At 60.8% G+C, this 11,381-nt stretch carries 10 protein-coding genes; 3 read left to right on the top strand and 7 right to left on the bottom strand.

Features of this window, described 5'->3' with window-relative positions; genetic code table 11:
- Nucleotides 1-75: 75 nt before the first annotated feature.
- From H7H48_RS18935 to H7H48_RS18905, 7 genes are all read right to left on the bottom strand, one after another.
- Nucleotides 76-1,185, bottom strand: coding sequence for a PotD/PotF family extracellular solute-binding protein (locus H7H48_RS18935; protein ID WP_229450708.1), 1,110 nt, complete (start codon nucleotides 1,183-1,185; stop codon nucleotides 76-78).
- 89 nt (nucleotides 1,186-1,274) lie between these two features.
- The gene (locus H7H48_RS18930) at nucleotides 1,275-2,366 is read right to left on the bottom strand and encodes an NAD/NADP octopine/nopaline dehydrogenase family protein (protein WP_229450895.1); all 1,092 of its coding nucleotides are present in this window, start codon (nucleotides 2,364-2,366) and stop codon (nucleotides 1,275-1,277) included.
- Between the two features lie 41 nt (nucleotides 2,367-2,407).
- Nucleotides 2,408-2,983 carry a peroxidase-related enzyme gene (locus tag H7H48_RS18925; RefSeq protein ID WP_229450707.1) on the bottom strand — a complete coding sequence of 192 codons (576 nt, stop codon included), beginning with the start codon at nucleotides 2,981-2,983 and terminating at the stop codon, nucleotides 2,408-2,410.
- A complete protein-coding gene (locus tag H7H48_RS18920; protein WP_229450706.1) occupies nucleotides 2,980-3,486 on the bottom strand; it encodes a CMD domain-containing protein in 507 nt (168 codons plus the stop codon). Before H7H48_RS18920 ends, H7H48_RS18925 begins: the two co-directional genes overlap by 4 nt.
- Nucleotides 3,487-3,493: 7 nt before the next feature.
- Nucleotides 3,494-5,005 carry an NAD(P)-binding domain-containing protein gene (locus H7H48_RS18915; RefSeq protein ID WP_229450705.1) on the bottom strand — a complete coding sequence of 504 codons (1,512 nt, stop codon included), beginning with the start codon at nucleotides 5,003-5,005 and terminating at the stop codon, nucleotides 3,494-3,496.
- Nucleotides 5,002-5,979: a LysR family transcriptional regulator gene (locus H7H48_RS18910; RefSeq protein WP_229450704.1), complete on the bottom strand. Its 978-nt coding sequence runs from the start codon at nucleotides 5,977-5,979 to the stop codon at nucleotides 5,002-5,004. Before H7H48_RS18910 ends, H7H48_RS18915 begins: the two co-directional genes overlap by 4 nt.
- A gap of 110 nt (nucleotides 5,980-6,089) precedes the next feature.
- The gene (locus H7H48_RS18905; RefSeq protein WP_255664153.1) at nucleotides 6,090-7,430 is read right to left on the bottom strand and encodes a sodium-dependent transporter; all 1,341 of its coding nucleotides are present in this window, start codon (nucleotides 7,428-7,430) and stop codon (nucleotides 6,090-6,092) included.
- A gap of 516 nt (nucleotides 7,431-7,946) precedes the next feature.
- Here H7H48_RS18905 and H7H48_RS18900 point away from each other — a divergent pair.
- The 3 genes from H7H48_RS18900 (at nucleotide 7,947) to H7H48_RS18890 (ending at nucleotide 11,325) form a co-directional block, all read left to right on the top strand.
- The gene (locus H7H48_RS18900) at nucleotides 7,947-8,615 is read left to right on the top strand and encodes an SMC-Scp complex subunit ScpB (protein ID WP_229450702.1); all 669 of its coding nucleotides are present in this window, start codon (nucleotides 7,947-7,949) and stop codon (nucleotides 8,613-8,615) included.
- Nucleotides 8,616-8,819: 204 nt separating this feature from the next.
- A complete protein-coding gene (locus tag H7H48_RS18895; protein ID WP_229450701.1) occupies nucleotides 8,820-9,884 on the top strand; it encodes an ABC transporter ATP-binding protein in 1,065 nt (354 codons plus the stop codon).
- A gap of 124 nt (nucleotides 9,885-10,008) precedes the next feature.
- Complete coding sequence (locus H7H48_RS18890; protein WP_229450700.1) at nucleotides 10,009-11,325, top strand: ABC transporter substrate-binding protein; 1,317 nt, start codon at nucleotides 10,009-10,011, stop codon at nucleotides 11,323-11,325.
- Nucleotides 11,326-11,381 lie beyond the last annotated feature (56 nt).

Here is an 11,381-nt window from a genome sequence, read left to right as displayed (position 1 = left end):
GCTCGGGGGCCCGTCGGCGCGTTTGGGGGACATAACGGCAGCCGGGCAAAATGCTTCCGCCCGGCTGCCAGTGCATCAGGCGGCCTTGATCTGCTCCACGGCCGGGTCAACGAGCTTGTATTTCATCTCATTGGCCTCGGCGCGGAAGAACTGCAGACCTGCGAGCTCTTCCTCGGTGAAGGACGATGCCTTTTTCTCAATGTCCGAGAGATATTGATCGGCACCCTTGTAGGTGGAGATGAAGCCTGACGACTTGGTCATCTCTGCGCCCACTTCGGGGTTGGCCAGAAGCGCATCGAGAAGCGCATAGGCATTGTCTGCATTGGGAGCATTGTTGGCAACGTTCAGCGTGTAAACGAAACCATACGTGCCCTCCTTCGGAATGGTCATGTCGACCGGGAAGCCATCGGTGATGAGCTTGGCAATCGGGCCGTTCCAGGCGTGAGCAAGGACGATGTCCTGATTGATGAACATCTGCTGCACTTCGGCGCCTGCATCGTAGTATTTGCGCACGAGCGGCTTCTTCTCGATCAGGAAGTCGCGTGCTTCCGCAACGATCTCCGCAGCCTTCTCCGGATCGTCCATATAGGCGACCATGTTGCCGTCATAGCCCTTGTAGAGCATGACGACGGACATCATGTCCTGAATGGTGTAGGCCGTCTGGCCGCTGTACTTATCCGAGAAAAGAACGTCCCAGCTCTTCACTTCGTCTTCGCTGACGACTTCGGTGTTGTAGGCGAGGATTTCGGCACCCGAAAGGATGGGCGCGCCCCATTTGTTGCCGTTGATCGTGGCCCAGTCGCTTTCCGAGTAGATCGGGTTGATGTTGCCCCAGTTCTTGAGGCGGTCCGTGTCGAGCGGAGCCAGAAGATCGGAAGAGATGAACTGAAGGAAACGGTGCCCGGCGACCGTGACGATGTCGGCGGTCGGGTTCGGTGCTTCGGCGGCGAGCAGGTTGAACTGCTTGCCCTGATCGTCGACGAGGCGGATCCGGATTTCGATACCCGTGTCCTTCTCGAACTCGGCCTTGAAATCATCGGGAATGAAGTTGGCATAGGTCCACACATTGACCACGCCCGAGGCGCGCGCTGCTGTGGAGCGGAGATAGGCAGGGGCAGCCACAAGGGCGGCGCCGGCGGCGCTGCTCTTGATGAATTGCCTGCGGTTGGTGATGAATTTGGTCATCGTTCTAACCCTCTTTCGGTTGGTGTCTGTTCGTCGCGTACTCAATCGTTTTGTCGGAGCTCTTGGCGGCCCCTGTTGCCGCCCTGTGTTTATGCGGGTTGCGTCTGCGAAGCATAGCCCTCACGGCACAGGGTCTTCAGGTCATCGAGTGTCATCGTGTCTATCGCCAGGGCGTTGAGAAGCTCGTTCTCAGCGAAGAAATCACGCCCATACATGGCGGAGAATATTTCCACGCCGGCGCGATGCAGTCTGGCGTCACACCCGGTCAGCTCACCGAGTTTCACGGTCATGAGCAGGCCATAAGGCACGTCTTCGGTGACGTAGCGGCTGTCTGCCGTGGCAGGACCGGTGCCGCCGCGGCCTTCCTCATGCATTTTCTGGTTCATGGCCGAGACGGTGTCCTGCGGCACGTGGAACGACAGATGAAAATGCTCGAATATGGTGCGCACCGAAAGGCCAAGCGCCTCAGCGATGGCCAGACGCTCACGGTCGAGCGCTTCGAGAAGCCGCCCCACATTGGGTGTGACGTTGAAACCCTGGCTCCAGGTTTCGCCATGCTCCATGCGGGTCATGTTGCACAGGGCGATGCCCATATGGTTTTGCGGGTTGAGATTGCTGAGCCCGATGGCCAGCAGTCCGTCGCGCTCCACAAAGCGATCGCCGAAAAGACGCTGGCAAAGCTCCAGTCCTTCGCTGGCCCGGCTTTCAGGAACCGTGCAGAGATCGATCTTGCTGCGCACGGTGTTGACGCTGGCCTCGACCAGGCTCGGCTGGCGGCCTGTCGTGGCGGTGGTGCCCCATGCGACGATGGGGACTGTGATGCCGCGCTCGGCCAGAAGCTTTGACAGGTAGAGCGCGCCAAACGAGGCGTGCGAGGAAATGATCACCGCCTGATCGGAGCGGATATGCGGTGCGATCGCGTCGAAGACGTGCTTGTGGCCGTAGCCGGGCAGGGCAATCAGGATCACGTCTGCATCGGCGACGAGGGCTTCGGCCGATGGCGCAACGCCCGGATGGAACGTGCCCTCGACGGCGCCGGTGGCGACCAGCGGTTCGCCCGCTGCCAGTCTCTTCGTGCGTTCGCCCGAGGGCGACCAGAGAACCGGGCTGTGGCCCGACTGCTCAAGAAAGGCGGCGGCACCGAAGGCGATGGCGCCGGCCCCGGCGATGCCTACACGCAGATTGTCTTTCACTTTACTCAAAACATCAGCCCCAAAAGTTTTTACTCGACCACCGGATCGCCCAGCGTGTGCATCAGCCGGTTTGCCCAGCCGAACAGCGATGCGGACAGAATGAGATCGAGAATCTCGTCGTCCTTGAGCCCGGCATCGCGCAGCGCCTGCATGTCTTCTTCGGTCGCCTCGCTCGGCGCCTTGGACAGCTTTGCCGCAAACAGGAAGATCGCCTTCTGGCGCTCATCAAGTTCCGCTTCCTCGCCATTGGCGAAGATGGCCTGCATCACCTGCTCATTCTTGGTGAGCTGGTTGTACCGGCTCGCATGGACGGCGGCGCAATAGACGCAACGATTGACCACCGAGGCGCCAACGGCGCTCAACTCACGCTCCGCACGGCCCATGCCACCGCGATTATACATGATCGCGTTGAAAAGCGGGGTGCGGACTTTCAGCGTCTCGACATCGTTGGCGAGCACCAGAACATAGTCGGAGACCTTCGTGTTGGAAGGCGTGACCTTCAGAGCGTCGAGCTGCTCGGGCGTGGCCTCGTCCAGCTTGATGGGCTGAACGCGCGGGCGCCAGCCGGGGATCTTCGTGGTGAACTCGTGGATGATCGTGCTCATGCTGTCGCCTTCATCAGCTTGAGGCCAGCGATCACACGGATCTGATAGGCCAGGAATGCGTTCAGTTCGGAAAGCCGGACAATGTCGGCGTCGGAAATGCCGGCGCTCTTCAGGGCTTCGATGTCTTCCGGTGTCGTGTCGCGCGGATGCGTGGAAACGAGATCGGTGTAGGCGAGAAGGGCGGCCCGGCGGGCATCCCCTTCGCCGTCATGGGCCGGGTCGGCCATGGCCGCGACCGCTTCGTCAGCACCAGCTTCTTCGAGCAGTGTCATGTAGTGCGCGGCAAGGGCCTCGTCTTCGTTGAGCCGGGCGACCCGCGCGGCGAGTGCGGCGCGTTCTCCATGGGAGAGGCCGCCCGGGTCGCTGGGCTTCAGGGCAGCATCATGCGTTGCCTGCGTCATGGCCATGATGTCCGCACGGCCTTCGAGCGCTTCGCGAACGGAGCCGTTTGCGCCGATCCCGGCCTGTGCGATGACGATGTCGTTGGGCGAAAGGTCGCTCATGCGGTGTTCAGCCTCCAGTCTGATAGGTCGGTTCGCGCGCGCCCATGGCGGCACAGTCTTCAAGCTCGGTTTCGGTCCATTCGTCGCCAAGCAGTTCGGGTTTGTCGTAGTTGAGCATCGCCTGCCAGTGGGTCTCGACGTCTTCGCCATAAAGCGTTGCGGCGAGGGAATAGGCGAGCCAGCGTGCGCCGTCGCTGATGCCGGGAATGTCGCCGGAAACCTTGCCGAGGCTCGCGGAAGCACCGTAGTTGAAACAGTAGATGCTGGAGAGCCAAGGGGCCGCACCGGGCGTGCGCTCGCGGAAAGAGAAGTCGGCGTTCAGGTAGGGGAAGTTCGCCAGTTCGCGGCTTTCCTCGCCGGCCGGCGGCGTATAGCGGTCGCGCCAAAGCAGGATCTCGCCAGCGGCATCGCCGAGCTCGGCGCGGGCCAGCGGATCGACGGTGAAACCGGTGCCGAGGATGAGATAGTCGGTGCGTACGGTCTTGCCGGCGGTGGTTTCGATGACCACCTCGTCGCCGTCGTTCCAGACGCGTTCTATGCCCTGCCCGAAATGGAAGAAGGCATTCTCATGCCGGCTGACGCGCATGGTCGAACCGCGTGGCGAGGGCGTCTGCGTGGCGAAGGAATACTGCATGAAGCGCCAGCGCCATTCGTCCGGCAGTGCGGCATAGCCCGATGTGAAGCCGAAGGAGCCGATGCCCATCATCTTGTTGATGGTGGGCATTTCGCGGCGGCGGATGAGGTGGCGCACTTCCTTTGCGCCAGCTTCCAGCGCTTCGGCCGAATTGTCCACCGCCGAGGCGCCGACGCCGATCACGACCACGCGCTTGCCCTTGAGCGAAGGGAAATCGATGTCTTCGGAGGAGTGGGCCCAGAGATGTTTCGGCAGGCCGGAAACGAAATCGGGAATGTTGGGGTGGCCGGTGCCGTCGCGGCCTGTTGCCATGACGAATTTGCGGGTGAGGACGGAACTTTCCTTTGCGCCCGCGCCGCGCAGCTCCAGCCGCAGGAATTCACCCTCCGGCGTGACACGGGTGACCTCCACCTCGTTTTCGACGGGGAGATCGAGCACGTTCCGGTACCAGATGAGATACTCCATCCACATGGGACGGGGGATCTTGTCGAGCCGTTCCCAGGCGTCCGCGCCATGCTGTGCCTCGTACCATGCGCGGAAGGTGAGCGCGCCCATCCCAAAGGCCGGACCGGGCAGCGTTTTGGGCGAACGGAGGGTTTCCATGCGGGCATAGGTGAGCCACGGACCTTCCAGCCCTTCCGGGTTGCGGTCGAAGATGCGCATGTTGCGGATGCCACTGGTGCGAAGCGCAAAGCTTGCGACGAGGCCGCACATGCCACCGCCGATGACCACCACATCATTCACCGTCTCGCCCTTTTCGGTCCGCCGCTCGGGCACCCAGTTGGGCGATGGGAGGTTGAGACAGTCGAGATCGAAGCGGATGCGCTTTGCCAGGGCATCCAGACTGTTCGCGGCGCCGGGCGTGGTGTGGGGCTGACTGGTCATTCTGATCCTCGGTGGGAGACCGGGCAATCCGAAACATGCCGGTCTATGGTCTGCGCACTGCGTGCAGGGTCGAGTATCTGCAGGTCGGGAATGAGACGAAGCGCTTCTGCTTCGACGGCTTCGATCATCTGGGTGACGAGCGGGCGCAGCGGGCGTGATGATGCGGTGACGGCGCCCCAGTAAAACGGCACGGCAACATCGATCGGCCGTATCACCACGCCGGGGAGTTGGACGCCGTATGCGCTGACCGGGTCGATGATGGAGACGACGCCGGTTTTTTGCACAAGGCGGAGTGCGGAATAGGACACATTGGTGCGGATCAGCGGACCGGGTGTGACGCCGCGCGCTTCCATCGTCTGCGAAACCTGTCGCTGGAAGCGGCCCGGATCGAGCATGGTCACGAACCTGCGACCGGCAAAGGCCGAAAGAGGGACCACATCATAGTCGGCAAGCGGATCGCCCTCCGGCAGGGCGGCAACGTCGTTGGCGCAATAAAGGCGCACGACCTCGAGACCGGGTACATCCAGCGGCATGCTGGAAAAGCCAAGCTCGGCGCCGCCGGATCCCACTTCCTGTGCAACCCTGTTAGGCAGATATTGTGCGATCTGGATTTCAGGCGGCAGTTTTTCGACGGCGAATTGGGAGAGTGCGGCGGGGATGACGCCGGTCGCAATCGCGGATGTCGCCGCCACCTGCAATGTGCGACCGCGGCCTGAGGCGATCGCGCGGGCGCGCGCGGCCAGTCCGGTCAGGGAATTGAGAACGCGCCGGGCTTCCTCTTCAAAGGCAATGCCTTCATCGGACAGCATGACACGCCGGCCGGCGCGCTGGAGAAGTGAGAAGCCGAGCTTTGCTTCAAGCTCCTGGATGGTGCGGGTGACAGACGGCTGAGAACGTTCCAGCAGCACCGCCGCTTTGGTGATGCTTCCTGTTTCGGCAACAGCCAGAAAGGTCTGAAGGTCCCGCGTCTCCATCCTTTATATGCTATATGAATGATTTCAAATAATCTATCCAAAATTGACATATATCAATGCGCGCTTGAAAAGGCGGATGCAGCCGCGGGTTGTCTCCTTGCTCCTCGACTTCAAATGAGGCCGAGGCCGGCCACCAGTATCATCAGGATAGCGACGGGCGCGATATAGCGGATAATCAGCCGCCACGCTCCCACCAGAGCTGGAGCCAGAGCCGAGCCGTCTTGGAGTTCCTCTACGCCTTTTTGCTTCATGACCCAGCCGAGGAACAAGGCAACCAGAAGCCCACCGAGGGGAAGGGTGACGTTGTTGGTAAGGTAATCCAGTGCATCGAAAAGCACTTTTCCACCGATGGTAAAACCGGACATCACGCCGAGGCTGAGAGATGCTGGCACGGCCAGCGCAAAGGTCGCTACGCCTGTGGTTACTGCCACTTTCTTTCTGTTGGCGCCGCCTTCATCCATGAAATAGGCGATGACCACCTCAAGCAGGGCCACCGCACTCGTCAGGGCGGCGATGGCCAGCAGAAAGAAGAACAGGGTCGCAAAGAGAAACCCATAGGGCATCTGTGCGAAAATCGAGGGCAGGGTGATGAAGGTGAGCCCGGGCCCTGCCGTCGGTGCCGCTCCGAAAGCGAAGACCGCCGGGAGAATGACCAAACCGGACAACACGGCGACGAGTGCATCCAGAACCGTAACGGCAACGGCCGAGCCGGCAATGTCGTCATGGCGCTGCATGTACGAGCCATAGGTGATCATCGCGCCCATGCCGAGTGAGAGGGAGAAGAAGGCCTGCCCCAGAGCAGCCAGCAAAGTGCCCCATGTCACCTTGGAGAAATCAGGTTGGAGAAAGAAGGCAATACCTTCCCCGGCGCCGTCCAACGTAACGGAGCGTGCGACAAGGATGAGGAGGATGGCAAACAATGCCGGCATGAGAATACGCGCTGCGCGCTCGATCCCGCTGGCGACGCCGCCGAGCGCAACAAACACGGTCAGTCCGATAAACAGGGCGGTGTATAAGACCGGCTCGACCGGATCGGTGATGAAGGCATCGAACACACCACCGATATCCTCGGAGCTTGCCGTCAGGATCGATCCCGTGATCGATTTGATCATGTAGGCGAGGGTCCACCCGGCGATCACACAATAGAATGACAGGATCACAAAAGCCGTAAGAATGCTCATATAGCCGACGAGCGGCCAGGCACCGCCGGCAAGCTTCCTGAAGGCGCCAGCCGGATCGAGTTGTGTCGCCCGGCCGATGATCAGCTCAGCGATCAGGACAGAAACGCCAATTGAGAAGACGATCGCGAGATAGATCAGCAAAAACGCTCCGCCGCCATTCTCTCCGGTGACATAGGGGAAGCGCCAGACATTGCCCAGGCCAACAGCCGAGCCGGCGGCAGCCAGAATGAACCCCATTCTGGAGGTCCAGTGTTCGCGAATTGGATTCATCATTTCAGGGAATTGCTATCTTGAGGAATATATTTGCCTGAAAGGGAACGACCCCTCCCATTGTAAAGTTCGGCAGGTTCAGCAACGTCGACGCATCGATCGCATCTCTCCATGAATCACTGACAAAGGGCCATTGACAGCAGGGAGGCGGCTGTACCTGCTGGCGTGTATGGTCAATCATGCAGCGGTGCCAAATCACTTTGGCCATCGGAACGCAATATTTGATGATCCGCAAATAGACTGTTCTGGGAGCTACTTTCACCTTCCGCCATGGCGGTTGCTGTGTCAGCGTGAAAATTGTCGATGGCAGACGGCCATGGATGCTCTTTCGTTGAAAGACCGATCAGGCTTCATCATGGTGGTGTCATGATTCGAATTGCGCCACAAACAGCCGGAAAACGCCGCCCCCGAACATGTGGCAGCGCGGTGTGTTCACGATGCCCGGTCTCATTGCGTGAGATGTTCGAAGTTCTTGGTCTGGTGGATTTAGACCGCCATTTTTGGGACGGCTGACCCATGGCAAACCACGGTCGGCGCAAGGATGATGCGGGCGTGGACACGCCTCTGTTCGACCGCGAGCTCGAGCACCTGCCGCCGGCGCTGCGCTGGCGGGAATGGATGGCACGCGTGGAAGCCGTCATTTTCGCCGCTCCTGAACCGGTCGCGCGCGAGACATTGCTTCGTGTGGTCGGGCGTGACTGCAATCTCGATCTGTTGATCGAGGATATCCGTGCAGAACTCGCAGACCGACCGTACGAACTGGTGCGAGTAGCGGGCGGGTGGCAGCATCGAACTCGCGCCTCACTTGCCGAGGCAATTCGTGCGGCATTCGACATCGTGCAGCGCGGAGAAAATCTGAGCGACACCGATGCGCTGGTGCTGATGGCCATCGCTTACTTTCAACCGATCACGCGCGCAGAGCTCTCCAGATTTTTTGCGCGCGAAGTCTCACGGGATGTGATCGGCAAGCTGCGTCGTGCGGACTTCATCGCTTCGGGGCCACGCAGCCCTCAGCCTGGCGCGCCGTATACCTATGTGACGACACCGGCCTTCCTTGCCCATTTCGGATTTGAAACGCTTCGGGATCTTCCTGATTTCGAAAAGCTGGAGGATGCGGGTCTTTTGACCAAGGAGCATTTGCTGGAGGACATCCCAGGCGTTGTGAGCCACAGGCCGGAGGGATAACTCCTCTTTGCACAAACCTTGGTGTTTCAGAGTTCCGGTCCTTCAAATTCCAGCGCGGCGGCCAAGGAGCCGCTTCGGTGCATACGTTGTTTGAAGTTTTCTGAATCTTTCTCCCAACTCCGATTTCCTTGTTTTGCCTGTTGCGCTTGCTGCGTAATGCAGCCACTATGCATTAATGAATACATTAAGGAGGGAGGAGCCTTAATGGCCACAGTGAAATTTCGCGATGTCCGCAAGGCGTTCGGGCAGGTGGAGGTTCTCCATGGCGTCTCAGTGGATATCGAGGAAGGACAGTTCGTCGTTCTGGTCGGGCCGTCCGGCTGTGGGAAGTCGACCTTGTTGCGTATGCTCGCAGGCCTTGAGCACATCACGTCGGGAGAGATCGTGATCGGCGACCGGGTGGTGAACGCGCTTCCGCCCAAGGAGCGCGACATTGCCATGGTGTTTCAGAACTATGCGCTCTATCCGCATATCACGGTGGCCGAGAACATGGGCTTCTCGCTCATGCTCAAGGGCGCATCCAAATCCGACATCGAGGCGAAGGTGCGCCCGGCGGCCGAGATCCTTGGTCTAACGCATCTGCTCGACCGCTATCCGCGCCAGCTATCCGGCGGCCAGCGCCAGCGTGTCGCCATGGGGCGCGCGATCGTGCGCAACCCGCAGGTGTTTCTCTTCGACGAGCCGCTCTCGAATCTGGATGCGAAGCTGCGCGTTTCCATGCGCTCGGAAATCAAGAACCTGCACCAGCGGCTGAAAACCACAACAGTCTATGTGACCCATGACCAGATCGAAGCCATGACCATGGCCGACAAGATCGTGGTCATGCATGACGGCATTGTCGAGCAGGTGGGCGAACCGCTGGAGCTTTATGACCGGCCGGCCAATCTTTTTGTCGCAGGCTTCATCGGATCGCCGGCGATGAACATGACACCGGGCATGCTGGCCGAGGGTGAGCCCGGCATGTTCGTGACCGGGCAGGGGCAACGCATTGCGGTTGCCAATGCCGGAACGGCAAAGCCCGGTCAGAAGCTCATCTGCGGAATCAGGCCCGAGGCAATCCATCTGCGTGGCGATGTCGCCCTGCGGGTGAAGGTGGTGGAGCCGACGGGCTCTGAGACCCACGTCGTCGCCGAGCTCGACGGCAATGAAATGACCTGTGTTTTCCGTGAGCGCATCAAGGCCGGACCCGGGGACGAGTTGAAGGTCTCCATCGATCCGGAGGCAATCCATCTTTTCGATGCGGAGGGAGGACAAAGGCTCTCAGCATGATCGGATTGGCGCTGCCGGGGAGGGCGGCGTCAGGACGGGGCGTTTCGGCGTCCGGCGTTAATGCGGCAGTCAACCGCTTTGCGGCATCGGGAGGATGCCAGCAAATTTGAGGAGGAGACGTGCAATGACGATCAATCGCAGGAGATTTCTATCAGGCACGGCGGGTCTTGCCGCCGGTGGCCTTTTGGCGGGAACGCTGGGAACACGGCATGCGCTGGCGCAGGCATCGGCATCGATGTTTACGCCGGAAGAAGGCGCCACGCTGCGCCTTTTGCGCTGGGTGCCTTTCGTGACAGGCGAAGAGGAGGCCTGGAACGCCAACACCGCCGCTTTCACAGAAGCGACGGGCGTGGAGGTGCGGATCGACCAGGAAAGCTGGGAGGATGTGCGTCCGAAAGCGGCGGTGGCGGCCAATGTCGGGTCTGGCCCGGACATGGTGATGAGCTGGTTCGACGACCCGTTCCAGTATCCCGACAAGCTGGTGGATGTGACGGATCTGGCCAATGCGCTCGGCGAGGAACACGGCGGCTGGTATGAGGGTCTTGAAGGCTATGCCCGGCAGGGCGACAAGTTCATCGCCATTCCGCTCTGCGCCATCGGCAATGCCGTCTGCTATCGCGACAGCCACATGAAGGCGGCCGGGTTCAGCGAGTTCCCGCAGGACACGGATGGGTTCCTCGAACTGTGCAAGGCGTTGAAGGCCAATGGCACGCCGGCGGGCTTCCCGCACGGCAAGGCGGTGGGTGACGGCAACAACTACGCCCACTGGCTTCTGTGGAGCCATGGCGGCATGACGGTGGATGAAAGCGGGGCGGTGGCGATCAACAGCCCCGAGACGAAAGCGGCCATCGACTATGCGAAGGCGCTCTATGAGACCTTCATTCCGGGCACGGAAAGCTGGCTCGACATCAACAACAACCGCGCCTTCCTTGCCGGCGAGGTGTCGCTCACGGCCAATGGCGTTTCGCTCTACTATGCGGCGACCAAGGACGAGGCCCTGAAGGAAATCGCCGAGGACATCCGCACCACCAATCTGCCGATTGGCCCGGTGGGCAAATCGGTGGAGCTGCACCAGACCTCGACGCTCTCGATCTTCAATCATTGCAAATATCCGCAGGCGGCAAAGGCCTATATTGCCTTCATGTATCAGGCAGACCGGATGAATGCGTGGCTGGAGGGCGCGAGTGCTTATTGCTGTCAGGCGCTCAAGGGCTTCGAGAACAACCCGGTGTGGACCTCGAACCCGGTTCACGCGCCCTATGCCAAGGCTTCGGCTTCGCTGCGGCCCAATGGCTATGCAGGCCCGCTCGGACCGGCATCGGCAGGCGTCATGGCCGACTATGTGCTGGTCGACATGTTTGCCGAGGCGGTGACGGGACAACGCACGCCCGAAGAGGCCATTGCCAACGCGGAGCGGCGCATCGCGCGCTACTACCGCTGATGGACAGGCGGCGCCGGCCAATCGCCGGCGCTGCTTCTTCTTGCAGGTCAGTATCA

Origin of the sequence: Nitratireductor sp. B36 (assembly GCF_020833685.1) — a bacterium.
Lineage (GTDB): Bacteria > Pseudomonadota > Alphaproteobacteria > Rhizobiales > Rhizobiaceae > Nitratireductor.
Note: the sequence above shows the minus strand (reverse complement) of the source record. Positions and strands in the feature narration are given on the sequence as shown.

Excerpts from the sequence above, each read along its gene's own strand:
- H7H48_RS18910 (WP_229450704.1), bottom strand. The coding sequence starts at position 5,979 with ATGGAGACGCGGGACCTTCAGACCTTTCTGGCTGTTGCCGAAACAGGA.
- H7H48_RS18920 (WP_229450706.1), bottom strand. The coding sequence starts at position 3,486 with ATGAGCGACCTTTCGCCCAACGACATCGTCATCGCACAGGCCGGGATC.
- H7H48_RS18900 (WP_229450702.1), top strand. The coding sequence starts at position 7,947 with ATGGCAAACCACGGTCGGCGCAAGGATGATGCGGGCGTGGACACGCCT.
- H7H48_RS18890 (WP_229450700.1), top strand. The coding sequence starts at position 10,009 with ATGACGATCAATCGCAGGAGATTTCTATCAGGCACGGCGGGTCTTGCC.
- H7H48_RS18895 (WP_229450701.1), top strand. The coding sequence starts at position 8,820 with ATGGCCACAGTGAAATTTCGCGATGTCCGCAAGGCGTTCGGGCAGGTG.
- H7H48_RS18915 (WP_229450705.1), bottom strand. The coding sequence starts at position 5,005 with ATGACCAGTCAGCCCCACACCACGCCCGGCGCCGCGAACAGTCTGGAT.
- H7H48_RS18925 (WP_229450707.1), bottom strand. The coding sequence starts at position 2,983 with ATGAGCACGATCATCCACGAGTTCACCACGAAGATCCCCGGCTGGCGC.
- H7H48_RS18935 (WP_229450708.1), bottom strand. The coding sequence starts at position 1,185 with ATGACCAAATTCATCACCAACCGCAGGCAATTCATCAAGAGCAGCGCC.
- H7H48_RS18905 (WP_255664153.1), bottom strand. The coding sequence starts at position 7,430 with ATGAATCCAATTCGCGAACACTGGACCTCCAGAATGGGGTTCATTCTG.